This is a genomic window from Candidatus Palauibacter scopulicola, assembly GCF_947581915.1.
GTDB lineage: Bacteria > Gemmatimonadota > Gemmatimonadetes > Palauibacterales > Palauibacteraceae > Palauibacter > Palauibacter scopulicola.
On sequence record NZ_CANPWG010000067.1, the window covers coordinates 116,203 to 131,116 of the forward strand.

At 69.9% G+C, this 14,914-nt stretch carries 10 protein-coding genes; all 10 read right to left on the reverse strand.

Features of this window, described 5'->3' with window-relative positions; all coding sequences use genetic code 11:
- Positions 1 to 113: 113 nt before the first annotated feature.
- Complete coding sequence (locus tag RN743_RS14535; RefSeq protein ID WP_343219048.1) at positions 114 to 1,250, reverse strand: DUF4143 domain-containing protein; 1,137 nt, start codon at positions 1,248 to 1,250, stop codon at positions 114 to 116.
- A 344-nt stretch (positions 1,251 to 1,594) separates the two neighbouring features.
- Positions 1,595 to 2,800 carry an amidohydrolase family protein gene (locus RN743_RS14545; RefSeq protein WP_310780884.1) on the reverse strand — a complete coding sequence of 402 codons (1,206 nt, stop codon included), beginning with the start codon at positions 2,798 to 2,800 and terminating at the stop codon, positions 1,595 to 1,597.
- A complete protein-coding gene (locus tag RN743_RS14550) occupies positions 2,797 to 4,638 on the reverse strand; it encodes a gamma-glutamyltransferase (protein WP_310780885.1) in 1,842 nt (613 codons plus the stop codon). The genes RN743_RS14545 and RN743_RS14550 overlap by 4 nt, the downstream gene beginning before the upstream one ends.
- On the reverse strand, positions 4,605 to 6,722 hold the full coding sequence (locus RN743_RS14555) for a S9 family peptidase (protein ID WP_310780886.1): 2,118 nt from the start codon (positions 6,720 to 6,722) through the stop codon (positions 4,605 to 4,607). The genes RN743_RS14550 and RN743_RS14555 overlap by 34 nt, the downstream gene beginning before the upstream one ends.
- 19 nt (positions 6,723 to 6,741) lie before the next feature.
- The gene (locus RN743_RS14560; protein ID WP_310780888.1) at positions 6,742 to 8,658 is read right to left on the reverse strand and encodes a PQQ-binding-like beta-propeller repeat protein; all 1,917 of its coding nucleotides are present in this window, start codon (positions 8,656 to 8,658) and stop codon (positions 6,742 to 6,744) included.
- 125 nt (positions 8,659 to 8,783) lie between these two features.
- Entirely contained in the window at positions 8,784 to 9,935 is a 1,152-nt protein-coding gene (locus RN743_RS14565) for a serine hydrolase (protein ID WP_310780889.1), read from the reverse strand.
- A 34-nt stretch (positions 9,936 to 9,969) separates the two neighbouring features.
- The gene (locus RN743_RS14570; protein WP_310780891.1) at positions 9,970 to 10,776 is read right to left on the reverse strand and encodes a sterol desaturase family protein; all 807 of its coding nucleotides are present in this window, start codon (positions 10,774 to 10,776) and stop codon (positions 9,970 to 9,972) included.
- Positions 10,777 to 10,782: 6 nt separating this feature from the next.
- A complete protein-coding gene (locus RN743_RS14575) occupies positions 10,783 to 11,682 on the reverse strand; it encodes a DUF4249 domain-containing protein (RefSeq protein WP_310780892.1) in 900 nt (299 codons plus the stop codon).
- A complete protein-coding gene (locus RN743_RS14580; protein WP_310780893.1) occupies positions 11,682 to 14,030 on the reverse strand; it encodes a TonB-dependent receptor in 2,349 nt (782 codons plus the stop codon). Before RN743_RS14580 ends, RN743_RS14575 begins: the two co-directional genes overlap by 1 nt.
- A 97-nt stretch (positions 14,031 to 14,127) precedes the next feature.
- Positions 14,128 to 14,901: a DUF5715 family protein gene (locus RN743_RS14585; RefSeq protein WP_310780894.1), complete on the reverse strand. Its 774-nt coding sequence runs from the start codon at positions 14,899 to 14,901 to the stop codon at positions 14,128 to 14,130.
- Between the last annotated feature and the right edge of the window lie 13 nt (positions 14,902 to 14,914).

Genomic DNA, 14,914 nt, shown 5'->3' on the forward strand with positions numbered 1-14,914 from the left:
TCGTCCCCTGATCCATTTGTCGTTTCGAGCCGCGAAGCGGAAGAAGCGCTGCCGAAATCGCACGCGCGGTCCTGCAGGTCAATACACGGTCGGGCACGTCGCTACTGCTCACGTCAAGGGCCGAGCGCACCGATCGGAATCACGGAGACGCCGTCAGGCCGCTCGTACCCGTATCCGCTCCCGACGATGACCCCGAGCGCGGCCGGTTCTCCGCAGCGTTCCGTATCGACCCGGTCCGCGAACTTGAGGAGGCTGCGCGCGGCGTCGTCGGTCCGGCCCGTCCCCAGCTTGATTTCGAACGCGGCCCACCGATCCGGCCCGGCGTCGACGATCGCATCGACTTCAAGACTCGTTTCGTCGCGGTAATGGAACACGTCCGCTTCCATCGCCTGAGCGTACACGCGGAGGTCCCGCACGACCATGGACTCGAACAGAAAGCCGAACCACTCGAAGTCCCGAAGGAGGTGCGCGGGGGTTGCCCGCAACGCGGCGACCGCGAGGGAAGGATCCACGAAGTGCCGCTTGGGTCCACGCCGCAGGCGCGACCGCGACCTCAGCCTCGGCGACCACGGCGGCTGGTCTTCTACGATCATGAGGCGCTCAAGATTGGTGAGGTAGGCACGCGCAGTGCGATTCGTCATCGCCCCATCCGGGCCGGCGACATCGCGTCTGATGGTGGCGAGCGATGCGCAGGTTGCGACGTTCCGCGCCAGCGAGCGGAGGAAACGGCGAATCCGGTTCGGATCCCGTCGGACGCCGTCCACTCGCCGCAGATCGCTACGGGAGATGTTCTCCAAGTAGTCCCGGCAGGCGCTCAGTGCCTTTTCCTCTGGAGAGCGGTGGTGTTCCGGCCACCCACCGGTGCACAAGAGTCCGGCTAGCCGGTCGGCGGACAACTCCACTTTCGGGCTGCGGACCGTGGCGCCGCCGACCACGTCGCGGAGCGAGACGCCGCCGGTCGAATGGCCAAGCTCGAACAGAGACATGGGGCGAAGACGAAGTCGGCTTATACGGCCGGCCCCCGTGTGCCGGGTTGCGTCATCGGGCGGAACTGCCGACCCAGTGAGAATGAAGTGACCCCTGCCGACGCGTTCATCGATTGCACGGCGAATGTGGTTCCAGATCAGGGGCTCTACCTGCCACTCGTCGATCAGACGAGGGGTTTCTCCCTCCAAGATGAGCCGTGGGTCGACGGCCATCATGTCCCGCGCCTGTTGATCGGCATCGAGGAACACGCTGCTCGCGGCCACCTGTCGCGCCAACTCTGTCTTGCCGCAGGCCCGTGGGCCCTCGACCAGAACGCCGCCGGACCACGAGAGGCGCTCCGTCAGTTCTCGATCTGCGACCCGAGGAATGTAGGTGTTGATATCGACCCCATCGGTTCGAGGCGGCGTGCGACAGGCTTTGAGAAGGTCGCGATGATCGAACCATAGACGCGGGGCAGTGCGCTCGCAATCTCCAGGACCTCGTTTGCGGCGCGCTCAAGGCTTCATTTGCGGCGTCTCCAGGGACTCCGTTTGCAACGCAAACAAGACCTCATTTGCGACGCGCCGAGGGCCTCGTTTGCGGACGCCCGGCGGCCCCGAATTGCAGATCAGCCTCCGGGACGGCTGGCCAGTTGGCTTTGCTCCCAGGCGCGGACGCGGGGGATGGCGGCGTCGAAGATGCGCTCGTAGTTGAGCCGCACGACGTGGGCGCGTACGTCGGGATCGAGCCGCTCCCACAGCGGGTCGTAGACCGTGTAGTTGGCGACGTAGCCCTCCCAGTTGGCGGGGGCCACGGCGTCGGTGCCGAACAGGAACCGCGTCGGGTGGCGGCCGATGAGGGTAGCCCAGGCAGCGGCGCTCGCGTCGTCGCCAACGATGTACCTGGCCACCTCGTCCCAGGAGATGTCGAGCGCCACATGGTCGTAGCGCGGGTCGGACAGCCAGCCGTCGAGCCACGCGACGTGCCCGTCCGAAGGCCCGACGAAGCGGCCCAGGCCGGTGTGGGCCCAGATGATCGTCGCCTCCGGGTGGCGGGCGAACACCTCCAGCACCTCCGCGGCGTGATCCGGCGGTTCGCCCGGACGGACGTTGTCGACGTCGTTGTGGAGGATGACGACGAGGCCGATCTCCGCCGCCGTGGCGAGGATCCGGTCGAGGGCGGGATTGCGCAGACTCGCCGCGTGCCCGGAGACCTTGGACGAGACGAACTCCTTGTGGATGGTGAACTCGCCGATGCCGGCGAACACGCCGGGGAAGGTGAGCAGGACGCGCTCGATGTGGTCGGAGGCGTACATGTCCGACGGGTTGAAACCCGTGATCATGGGGTCGACGCGGCTGCGGTCCTCCTCGGGCAGCGACAGGTACTCCCGCGCGATCACGGCGTCCACGAACGAGTAGTAGTAGAGATCGGCGTTCGTGCGCAGGTAGTAATCGGGCGCGCGGTCGCCCGACAGGAAGTAGTCCCACTTCTGCTGCAGCGGGATCCCGAACATGGCCACGCGCCCTACCCGCCCGGCGGTCGTGTCCAGGAACTCGCGCGCCGTGGGGCCACGCTGGATGTAGTTCAGGAGATGGAAGTGGGAGTCGTTGAAGAGCGGCGTTCCGGACGGCGGTGTCGCCGGAGCCGCGGCGCCGGTGTCGGCGGAGGACGGCGGCGCGGCGGCGGATGGGCTTGGAGATGCGGCGGCGGGCGGCGACGACGACGACGGGGGCGCGGGCGGACCCCGGCCCGTCGCGCAGGCGGCGAGGAGTCCCGCCGCCAGCACACCCGCCGCCAGTACACCCGCCGCGGGACTCCGCGCGCGGGGTCTCACCAGGCCACCGCGGCGCTGTTGTTGCGGTTGTGGGACGCCGCGCGCAGCGCGCCCGTGTCGGGATCGCGCTGGATCGCGACCCACAGCCCTTCGCCGCCGAAGCGGGCCTCCATGGGGAAGATCTCCTCGTACGCGTATCCCGTCCCGTCGAGAACTTCCCGCGGGAACTTCCCGCCCGGCACGCGGAAGGTGAGGGCGCCGGTCGCCGGATCCGAGTTTGGCATGAAGAAGTCGGGCGTATCGATCGCCTCGTCCACCGTCATGCCGAACCGCATCACGTTCAGCAGCCCCTGGAAGGTCCGGTGGTGGAGGCCGGACCCCATCGAGGCGAAGCCGAGCACGGGCCGCCCGTCGCGGAACAGGATCCCGGTCTGCGTGGGCGCCGGGAGCCGCGATCCCGGCTCGAGGCGGGCGATCTGCGTCTGCTGGAAGGACGCCGGATCGCCGATCGTGATCCCGTCCACGACGATGGCGGTCTTGCCCCACAGGACCGCGTTGATGCTGTGCGTGATCGCGGCGATGTTGCCCTCGCCGTCGATGGCCACGACGTCGTCGGAGTGGCCGGGGCCGCGCGGCGCCCAGTTGCCGAAGGGCAGCCCGGTCTGGATGACGTTCCACAGCCGGTCGGCGTGGTCCGGCGTGACGCGCGCCGCCGGGGTGAAGTCGCCGCCGACGAGCGACGCGGCCAGTTCGGGCGGCAGGAAGTCGAGCAGCGAGGCGCGGGTCACGTCGAGCGCGGCCCGCAGGGCCTCCGGCGATTCCGTCCAGTGGCCCTCCTCGAGCAGCCCGGAAGCCGCCGCGAGCCGCTGCGCCTCGATCATCGCCACCCCGCCCGCGTTCGGAGGCGGGTTCGTGTACAGCTCCCAGCCGTCCCCCAGGTCCGCCACGAGCGGCTCGTCCCAGATGACCTCGTAGGCCGCGAGGTCCTCGACGGTCATCCGACCCCCGTCGGCCTGGATCGCGGCCGCCGCCTTCCCGGCCCACGGGCCGCCGTACATGTAGCCGGTCCCCTGCTCCGCCACCGCACGCAGCGTCGCGGCCAGCGCGGGCTGGCGCAGCACGTCCCCCTCGACGTAGGGAGAACCGTCTTCCTTCAGGAACGTCGCCTTCGTCTCGGGAAGCCGGGCGAGGTCCGCGGCCCGTCCCTCCCAGTAGCCCTCCACCTTCTTCGAGATGGGGAAGCCCCGCTCGGCGACGTGGATCGAGGGCTTGAAGATCTCCGCCCACGGGAGCCGCCCGAACCGCTCATGCGCCGCCCCGACCCCCTTCATGAACCCACCCACGAGCGCCGTGCGCCCGCTGACCTCGGTCCCGTACATCCCGTCGGGAGACGAGAGATCGAGGCCGCCGGGGATGTTCGCGGGATCGGACTCGCCGAGCACCGTGTTCCACTCGGCGTTCATCGTGTAGACCCGGTCCGTGCCCGCGTCGTAGTAGACGAGCGACAGGATGCCGAAGTAGCTGATCGGCGCGCCCGCGGTGAGCGCGACCTGCATGAGCGAGGTCGTCATCGCGGCGTCGATCGCGTTCCCTCCCTGCTTCAGCGCCTCCAGTCCGGCGCGCGCCGCGAGCCCGTTGTAGGCGACGGTGACCGCCCCGTTCTCCCCCGTGGCGACGCCGGCTTCCGTCCGGTCCACGAGTTGCGCCTCCATGAACCGCTCGTAGTCGGCGGCCCAGCGCTCCGGCGAGAGATCGGGCTCCGCCTGGCACGCCGCCAGCACGAGGAGGAAGGCAATCCACGCGACCGGGCGGCCACGTGCGGGCCGTCCCCCGGAACAGCTCGCGGAACGGCTCGCGGCCGCGCTCACTGGTCGGAGGTCGCGGACGGACGGAGCCACTGCTCCCACCATTCGAGTTGGACCCACATCCGGTGCACCATGCGCCACGGCGTCCATCCCCCGTGGTAGGAGTCGGGATAGCGCACGAACTTCGCGGGCACCTGCTGCTTCCGCAGCGCCACGTACATCTGCTCCGCCTCTTCGATCGGGACCCGGTGGTCCGATTCTCCATGGACAAAGAGGGTCGGCGTCGTGACCCCCTTCGCGTGGATGATGGGAGAAGAACGCAGGAGGTGCTCAAGTCCCCGTTCCTCCCAGGGCGGGCCGTAGAACTCGCTCTCCTTCGTACGCGGGATGTCCGCCACGGCGTAGTCGCTGACCCAGTTCGAGATCGAAGCCCCGGCGATGGCGGCGGCGAAGCGGTCCGTCTGCGTGATGACCCAGTTCGTGAGAAATCCCCCGTAGGAATAGCCGGTCGCGCCCATGCGCGCGGTGTCGATCTCGTAGCGTTCGATCGCGTGGTCGACGCCCGCCATCACGTCGTCGTAATCGTTGAACCCCCAGCCGCCCCACGTCCCCCAGCGGAAGTCCTCTCCGTATCCGGTCGAGGCCCGCGGGTTCGTGAACAGCACCATGTAGCCCTGCGCCGCAAGGAGCTGCTGGTCGAACGAGAACGTGTTGCCGTAGGCCCCGTGGGGTCCGCCGTGCATCTGCAGGACCATCGGGAATCCGCCCTGCCCGGCGGCGTAGCCGCGCGCCGGGAGCATCCAGCCTTCGACCTCGGTCCCGTCGGGACTCCGAAACGAGAGCCGCTCCGGGCTGGACATTCCGATCCCGGCGAGCAGGTCGCGATTCACCTCGCTGAGCCGCACCTCGTCGTCCATCTCGGCCCCCACCTCCGCGACCCAGACATCGCCGGGTTCCGTCGGCGCGGTGGCGCGGAACGCGACGCGCGAGAAGTCCCCCGAGAAGGAGAAGCTCCCGAGCCGGCGGTCCCCCCTCGTCACCTGCTCGACCGCCCCCCCTCCCTCGGCGACGCGGAAGAGGTGCGTGTTGCCGCGAATACCCGCGGAGAAATAGACGTGCCCGCCGTCGGCGCTCACGGTGGGACCGCCGGGGATGAGGTCCCACTCCGCGGTGAGGTTGCGGAGCCGCGTCCCGTTCGCCGCGTCGAACACGAAGAGGTCGTTGGGCGCCCCGCGGTCGCGGGCTTCGCGGATGATGATGTCGAGGCCTTCGTTGCCCCGGACGACGAGCCGCGCACCGTCGGCGGACCAGGCCGGGGAGGAGTAGTTGTATCCGTCGTCCGTGAGCCGGTTCACGTCGCCGTCGAGGTCGACGACCCAGAGATCCGACCGCTCGTACGAGTGCTCATCGCGCTGGTGGACATCCGCGGTGAACGCGAGCCGCCGGCCGTCGGGACTCCAGGCGAGCCCGGAGGCATCGAAGCCGAGTTCCGTGAGCTGCCGCGCTTCTCCCCCCTCGGCCGGCAGCAGGTACACTTCGCGGGGAGGCGTCGCGTTCGGATCGCGCGGGTCGGGGAGGTAGCCCCGCCGGTCGAAGCGGTAGTTCATCCAGTCGTACTCGCGCCCATCGAACCGCTCCACGGTGCGGCGCTCGAAGTCGGACTCCCAGACGGGCTCCGGCGGAGGCGGGGGCGGCGTCGGCCGCGTGAACGCGATCCAGCGGCCGTCCGGGCTGAAGACCGGAGAGCCCCGCAGCCCCTCGAGCCGGAACGCCTCGCCGGCCGGCCGGTCCATGCGGAGGAACCACGTGCTCCCGGCGCCCGATCCACCCGGGTCGGGCCGATTCGACGTGAAGACGAGGTAGCGGCCGTCGGGGCTCCAGCGGGGCGAGGAGGCGCTGAAGCTCGGGCTCGTCACCCGCGTCGCCTCCCCGGAACCGTCGGCGTCCACGAGCCGGATCTCGCTGTGGCGGCGGTTCTCTTCCTCGAGGACCGACGTCACGACGTAGGCGACGCGCGAGCCATCGGGCGAAAGGGCCGGGCTCCCCGCGTCCTTGAGCCGGTAGTAGTCCGCGAGTTCGAGGGGCCGCCCTTCCTGCGCGACGAGTCCGGGCGCCGCCAGGAGCACGGCGAAGGGGATCGAGAGGATCGGTCGGGAGTTGCGAACGCGCATGCGCATGGGGGCCTCCGAAACGGGCTTAGCGTCGTACTCGCCAGGCGAGCAGGAGATTGCCGGGCATCTGGCTGAACAGGTCGTATCCCGAGTTGACGAGGATGTAGCCGCGCGCCACGACGGGGCCGGGCCCGTCGATGGCGCCGCCCCGCCCCGGCACACCGTTCACGGTCTCGAACTCGCGGGCGGTGTCGACATCCCAGAGCACCGAGCCGTCCTCCGTGGAGAAGGCGCGCATGTGGCCGTCCAGGCTCCCGGCCAGCACCGCCCCTTCGATCGCGGTGGGGGCCGGGGAGAAGAAGGGCATGCAGCCGGCCCGGTCCTGGCACACGGACGGATCGGGGGGCGCGTGCCACAGGACTTCGCCGCCGGCGAGTTCCAGGGCGTAGACGCCGGGAGTGGGCGGATCGCCGGCGTTCATCTGCGTGGACTCCCCGGAGCGCGGGTCCGAGATGATGGCGAACGGGTTGTCGACGTTCGGCACGTAGGCCCGGCGGCCGTCGGACGCGAGACCCCAGTGGATGCCGCCGAGAGAGCTTCCCGTGCCGACGCGGCGCGCCCACACGAGTTCGCCGTCCGAGTCGGGGTCCAGCGCCCACACCATGCCGGACTTCTGCCCGGCGATGAGGAGCTGCGATCCGTCCTCGGCGGTGACGATGATCGGGGCCATGCCGAAGTCGTGATCCGGGCCCGTCGGCGCGGGGCAGTTCTGGAAGCGGGGCGAAAGGCAGGACATGTTCCAGGCGTCGTCTTGCCGACCCTGGAAGGTCCAGCGGGCCTCGCCCGTCTCCATGTCCAGCGCGGTGATCGCGTCGCTCCCGCCCGTCGTCGGCCGCGTGTAGTTCTCGCCGGTCCCGATGTAGAGGAGACCGCGCGCGGCGTCGACCGTCGGGCTCGACCACACCGGCGCCCCAGAAGGCGCGAAGAGGCGGGTTCCAGCCTCGTTCTCTCCCACGTGCCGCGGCTCGTCGGCCACGGTCTGGAACTCCCACAGCGGTTCGCCCGTCTCCGCCGAGAAGGCGGCGACGCCGCCGCTGGACGTGCAGCACTCGTAGGCGGGATCGCCGGCGCTGATGATCTCCATCGAAGAAAGCGGGACGAAGACGCGGCCCTCGTGGACGGTCACGCTTCCCGTGACGACGTGATCCGCGTGGGTGCCGGCGACGGCGCGCCAGTGGAGAGCGCCGCTCGTCGCGTCGATCGCGTACACGTTCGTGCGGAAGTCCGCGAAGAAGGCCGACTGCCCGCCGTCGGGGCCGTCTCCGATCGCGATCGCGCCGCGCACGGCGGCGTCGCCCGCGAACACCCAGTGTACGCAACCGCTCTCCAGGTCGATGGAATACACCTCGCCGTAGGCCGAACCCACGATGACCCGGTCGTCGACCACGGCCGGCTTCGAGCGCACCTGGCTCACGTCCGGGAAACCGAAGGCCCAGGCGAGTTCCAGATTCGGCAGGTCGGCGGCGGTGAGCCCCGCGCGGGCCGCATCCGCGAAGCCCGTCTCGCCGGCGCCACCGCCCCAGCCCGACCAGTGCACGACGCCCTCCTCGCTCGGCGCGCTCGCGCAGAAGGCGGAGGACGGGAGGCGGGTCTCGACCAGGGTATCGCCGGTGAGCCACTCCGCCACGGCGCGGCGCTCGTCCGCCGTGAGATCCTCGCCGTGCCGGCGCATGCGGCCTCCCTCCAGCGAACTGAGGACGGCCCGGGGCGTCATCGCGCCGAGCGTGGTGAGGCCGGGAGCGCGCACCGTGCGCTGGCCGGAATGGCACTCCGCGCACGAGGCGGCGTACACGCGCATGCCGGGACTGTCATCCATGGGCGGCGGATCGAGCAGCCCCCGCGCCCGCTCCTGGGCGGCGACCGGTTCGGCCGCGGCGGCGAGGGCACTGCCGGCTGTGACGGCGGCCACTACGGCGGCGAAAGCGGCGGTGACGATGCGCATCAGGCGTTTCTCCGGAACGAGATCGAGAGAACCCGTGGAACATAGGCCCTCACGTTCCGTCGCGGCACGGTACGCCGCCAGCGGCCCGGGACGGTGCGGCGCCAGCGGCCCGGGGGCGTGCGGCGCTAGCCGCGGATGGGGCGCGCGGCCTCGATCACGCGGTGCACGATGAGATCGGCCACGGCGTCGGCCTGTCTCCCGTCGTGATCGCCCGTGCCGCGCCAGTGGGTCTGGGCCACGACGACGAGTTGCCGATCCGGCACGACCCACACGAACTGGCCCCCGTAGCCCCACATCACGAACGCGGACACGTCCTCGCCGCCGCCCTGGCGGTCGCTCCACGTCTGGTAGCCGTACCCCGCGTCCCGCAGGACGTAGCCGATGTCGCCGAGCGCCACGAGCCGGTCGACCTGCGTTGCCGTCCATGCCCGGGAGACGACCTGCCGTGACCCGGACCGGCCTCCCTGCAGGAGGAGCTGACCGATCTTCGCGGCGTCGCGCGCACGGAGCGCCAGCGCGGCGCCGCCCACGATCACGCTGTCCTGCATGACCGGCCAGCGCTTGTTGTCGATGCCGAGCGGACCCATCAACTCCCGCTCCGCGAACTCCAGCGCGCTCCCGTCGACCGCGTTCTCGACGATGACCGTCAGCAGGTGCGACCCCCCGGTGTTGTAGATGAACCGTCGGCCCGGAGGGGCGACGATGGGCAGGTCGAGGACGTACCCGACGGGCCGGCCGGAACGGGCCCACGGGCCGAAGTCCTCCTCGTCGGACCACTGCATGCCGCTCGTCATCGTGAGGAGGTCGCGCACGCGGATGCCGCCGTGCTCGGACCGCCGCGACGGATGCGACAGCCAGTCCGTCATCGGATCCTCCGGGTCCAGAAGTCCCCGATCCGAGGCGAGGCCGACGAGCAGCGCCGTGACGGTCTTCGTCACGGACCGCATGTCGAAGGCCGAATCCCGGTGCATGCCGCCGTAGTACGCCTCCTCGACGAGATGCCCGTTCCGGACCGCGACGAGCGCCCGGATGTTCGGCACGGCGTTCGCCGCATTCGCGAACGCGCTTTCCAGCAACTCCGGATCGAACCCCTCGGCTCCGGGCGTCGACTTCGTCCACGCACGCGAAAGGTCGACGGGCGGGGGCACCGGATCGGGCCCGGCCCCGCTATCCCCCGGATGCGGCGTCGTGACCGGGTTGCCGCACGCGACCAGCGCCGCCGCGCAGAAGACGGCGGTCAGGCTGAGGGCCCGCACCTCCCGGTCTCGCCCTCGCAAGCCCCCCTCCCGCTTGCTCGCGACGCCCGCCCGCCTACTCGCGACGCCCGCGCCGGAAGGGCATCGAGAGCATCCCGCGCAGCGTCCCCCACTCCGAGCGGTCCACGTTCTCGAGCCCGAGACGGATCTCGCGCGGCTCGGACCGGAGCCGGAAGCTCCCGAAGGCCCGGTCCCAGAAGGAGAAGATGCTCGAGTAGTTCGAGTCGGTCTCAGGTTGATGGTCGGAGTGATGGACCCAGTGCATCCACGGCGTGACGATGAGCCAGCGCAGGCGCCGGTCCACCCGGCCGGGCAGCCGCACGTTGCTGTGGTGGAAGAGGATGATCGGGAGGAGGATCGCCTCGTAGACGAGGAGTTCCGCCACCGTCACGCCGAGGACGGGAAGCACGGCGAGCCGCGCGATGGAGGACAGCACGATCTCCCCCGTGTGAAAGCGGAGGCCCGACGTGGCGTCCAGTTCGGCGTCCGAATGGTGGACCTGGTGGAAGCGCCACAGGAACCGCACCCGGTGATTCAGCCGGTGCCACAGGTACTGCCACGCATCGAAGATCACGATGGCGAGCCCGATCCGGGCCCACGCCGGCAGTTCGAGCAGGTGGAGCAGCCCGAAGCCGCGCGCCCTCGCCCCTTCCGTCACGAACAGCGTAGCCGCGGCGAAGATGACGGCCGCCACCGCCGCGTTCCCCACGCCGAGGGCGAGGTTCCGCGCCCCGTGCCCCGCCCTCGCGCTTCGGCCCTCGAACATCGGGAGGACGCCCTCGACCAGCCACAGGATGGCGAGCGCGACGGCGGCTCCCGCCGCCTTCAGAGTACCGGGATCGTCGAACACGGAAGCGAACATAGCCTGCTATCGGGCGGGGGCGATCCCCTCCGCGATACTCACCTCGGCCGCCCCGAAGAAACCGAACGCAAACCGGTGCGGACGGTCCAGATTCACGACGTTCCCCCGGATGGTGGCGGGCGGGATGGAGAATGGGTTCGCCGAGCCGAGCGCGTTCTGCTCGAAGAGCGCGTAGTAGTAGTCGTAGCCCAGCCTCGAGAGCGAGATCTGGCGGATCTCCGCGTGTTCGCCGGGCGCGATGGCGATCTCATCGTTCGGCTGGAAGCCGACCACATCCTGCCCGTCGTACAGTTCGTCCCGGCTCACGAGATTGATCGCGTTTCCGGGGTCCGGCGGGATTTCGTTCACGCCCTCCACGAGTTGTTCCCACAGGTAGTAGTTCGGGACCCCGGCCGGATCCGCGAAGTCGATCGCGGCCCGATAGCCTTCCTCGTCGATGAAGAGCGTCTCCTCTTCGTATACGAAATACAGCGAATCGATCAGGGGGACCTCCCCCAGCAGAGCGGACGCCTCGTACACGTCGCCTCGGTACTCGAGGAAGAGCGTGTACGTCTCTCCGACGCTCGCGAAGAGGTGTTCCGTCCCGTACAGGCCCGGCTCGAGCTCCGGGAACGAGTAGGCGCGGCCGGCTCCGTCGACGACCGTGACGATGGCGCCCGTCGCGGGCGGGGTCGGCCGGCTGTCGAAGAAGCCCGCCGTCGTCGACAGCCGGATGCGCTGTCTTCCGCTCGGCGCGTCGCTCGGCGCACCCTTGATGCGCTCGATCCGCCCCTCCACGACGAGCCTCGGCACCGGGTCCGGAATGTCGACGTCCACGACGCGTTCGCAGCCCGCGGCCGCGAGACACCCGGCCAACGCGAGCAGCCGGCCCGCCGTCAGCGCGCGACTCCCGCCGCCGCGACCCATCAGAAGTTCCGCCGGTAGCTGATGCTCGGCACCAGGCCGAACACGGCGGTCTCCACCGCCTCCGTGACGGTGCGCGAGTCCCGGTTCTGGCGGAAGGCGATCGCCTGCGCGTTGAAGCGGTTGTACACGTTGAAGAGCCCGAACTGGAGTTCTCCCCGGCCCCATCTCCTGGTGGCCGACACGTCCAGACGATGATAGGCCGGAAGGCGTCTGGCGTTCCGCGGCCCGAACTCTCCCAGAATCAGGCCGGCGAACTCATACCTCGCGACGGGATACGTCGTCGGCAACCCCGTGGCGAAGACGAAGTTCGCCCCGAGGCTCCAGTCCTCGCCGAGCCTGTACAGTCCCGTCAGGGCGAAATCGTGCGTCCGGTCGTAGGGTGAAGGATACCAGTCTCCCCCGTTGACCCCGGGATCCGCCGCCGTGAGCCCGGGCGTCCGCTGATCCGAGCGGGCGAGGGTATAGCTCGCCCATCCGGTGAGGCGCCCGCGGGTCTTTCTCAGGAGGAACTCCACCCCGTATCCGCGTCCGTCGCCCGGGAGGAGAAGCGTTTCGAGCCGCCGGCTGAAGTAGATGTCCGCCCCGTCCACGTAATCGATCAGGTGGCGCGCCCGCTTGTAGTAGACCTCTCCCGACAGCGCGTAGCGCCCCCCGGCGAGCGTGGACACGTAGCCGAGGGCGAACTGATCGGCGACGTGCGGCTTCACGTACGGCCCCACGGGATCCCACAGGTCGAGCGGAGTGGGGGAGTTCGTGTTCGTCACCAGCCGCAGGTACTGCCGCGTGCGTGAGTAGCTCGCCTTGAGCGATGAGGCGTCGCTGAGTCCGAAGCGCAACCCGAGCCGCGGCTCGAGGCCTCCGTACGAGATGATCGTCTCTCCGTCGCCGTACCGCGTGCTGTCCACGACGGCCCCGGGCTCGTAGCGGCCCAGCGCCGGGCGATACACCACGGGGGCGCCGTTCTCGTAGTCGTAGACCGTCGCCGCGCCCCGGCGGATGAACCCTGCCGCCCGAAGCCCGTAGCGGAGCCCGAGGCGTCCGATCTCCGTTTCGTGTTCGATGTATGCCTCGGGAGAGAGGCCCCTCCGCGACTCGAACTCCGTCGCGATGACCGCCGACCCCTCGCCGGGGGCGATGTTCGCGGGCTGGATCTCGTAGCTGCGGAGCCCCAATCCGAACTCCAACCGGTCCGAAGGGCCCACGTCCCACGACTCGTCGATGGTGACGCTGAAGTTCCGGATCCCCGCGTCGAGCGAGGCGGCTTGCGCGTTGAAGTTGTTCTGCAGGTGGTACTCGTAGTCGCTGTAGGTGACGGTCAGATGGGAGAAGACCGGGCCGAACACATGGTTCCAGCGCAGCGTGCCCGTCGCGTTCCCCCACCCGGCGGAGGCCTGGGTTCCGATCCGCAGCCGGTCGCGGCCGAAGTAGCCGGAGAGCATGACCTGGCCGGTGGCGCCGTAGCGCGCGTTCGCCTTGGCGTTGAGGTCGTAGAAGTAGGCGGCGCTCTCCTGGATCGAGGGGTCGCTCGACAGGCCCAGGAAGAGGTCCGCGTAGGTGCGGCGGCCCGCGACGAGCCAGGATCCCCTTCCGTCGAAGAGGGGGCCCTGGAGGCTGAGGCGGCTGGAGAGGAGGCCGATCGTCGCCGCCCCCTCGAACTCGCGCGAGTTCCCCTCGCGCTGGTGGATCTCCAGCACGGAGGAGAGGCGGCCGCCGTAGCGGGCCGGGATACCGCCCTTGTAGAGGGTGACGTCCCCCACCGCGTCCGAGTTGAAGGTCGAGAAGAGGCCGATGGCGTGGGCCGGATTGAACACCTCGGAGTCGTCGAGCCGGATCTGGTTCTCGTCGCCGGCGCCGCCGCGCACGTTGATCGCGGTCGTCGCGTCGTTTGCCGTGCTGATGCCGGGATAGAGGGTCAGCGTGCGGACCGGGTCCGCCTCGCCGAGGACCAGCGGGAGTTCGGAGAGGGATGGGACATCGAGCCGGACGACGCTCATGTCCAGGCTCGCCGGGTCGAGGTCCGGAGGTTCGCGGTCGGCGGTGACCGTGAGTTCCGTCACGATGACGGGCCTGAGGGGGAGCGAGAAGTCCAGCGAGGTCGTCTCCCGCAGGTCCACGACCTCGGTCACGGTTTCGTAGCCGAGGCTGGTGACGCGGATCGAATACCGCCCGGGAGGCAGTTCGACCGAGTAGAACCCGAACCGGTTCGTCCCGATGATGAGACCGCGCTCCTCGATGTCGAGCCGCGCGGCCCGAATCACCTCGTCGTTCTCCGCCACTCGCACGTAGCCCGAGAGGCGGACCGGCTCCGCTTCCTGCGCGGCTGCCCCGCCGGCTCCCGCCGCCGCCACGGCCCCCTGGGTCAGGGCCAGGATCGTCAGCGCCGCTCTGCTCTGGAAACGAATGTCGGTCTCCGTCCGGGGCGGCAGGCCCGCCCGTCCGCGGGGGTTATTCGGGAAGCGTGAGGACCTGGCCCGGATAGATCCGGCTCCCGCTCAGGTTGTTCGCGGATCGGAGGCGGGTCACGGTCGTTTCGTGGCGACGGGCGATCCCCCAGAGCGAATCGCCCGCCATCACCCGGTACCGCCCTCCGCCGGCGACGTACTGCTGCTGCGCGCGCGTGATTCGCTCGACGTAGGCCGCGTATTGCTGCGGGAAGATCGCCAGGTGGTAGTGCGGCGGGTGGCGCTCCAGGGTCGCCTCGAGCACCCCCGACCCCTCGAGCTGGAGCAGCACGCGCTCGAGCCACCCGCGGCACTTCGGGTCGGGGCGGCGCAGGTCGAGCGCCATGCCGGTGGGGTGTACGGAGCGGGGGGAGGCATTTCGCGGCTGCTTGTTCTTCGGGCGCGTGAGGCTGGTGACGACGAGCCGCTCGCCACAGGCGCTCCGGTACTGCCGGGCGAGCCGCGAGATGAACAGCTTGACCTCGGGCCGCGCGTAGGGGAACGAGAGATCGTGGAGCATGTAGTCCGTCGAGGGGGGCACTGGCACGAGATAGCCGTTGTCGACGAAGCGCTGCAATTGGGCCGGCGTCGCGATGTAGGTGAAGTCGTGCTCGCGGGCGACGCGGTTCTGGCGGTCCAGGGAACTCGTGGACCCGCGGAGACTCTGTCCCGACATCTCACCGGGCAGGGCCAGGAGCACGCACGCCGCCACGAAGAAGAGATTCGAATTCCGAAGGGGCCGCGCGCCGTGGCGCGGCAACATCGTCCAGGTTTTCACGATGCCTCCACCC

Bases quoted from the DNA above. Each gene is read 5' to 3' on its own strand.
- RN743_RS14555 (WP_310780886.1), bottom strand. From the start codon at position 6,722: ATGCGCATGCGCGTTCGCAACTCCCGACCGATCCTCTCGATCCCCTTC.
- RN743_RS14570 (WP_310780891.1), bottom strand. From the start codon at position 10,776: ATGTTCGCTTCCGTGTTCGACGATCCCGGTACTCTGAAGGCGGCGGGA.
- RN743_RS14560 (WP_310780888.1), bottom strand. From the start codon at position 8,658: ATGCGCATCGTCACCGCCGCTTTCGCCGCCGTAGTGGCCGCCGTCACA.
- RN743_RS14575 (WP_310780892.1), bottom strand. From the start codon at position 11,682: ATGGGTCGCGGCGGCGGGAGTCGCGCGCTGACGGCGGGCCGGCTGCTC.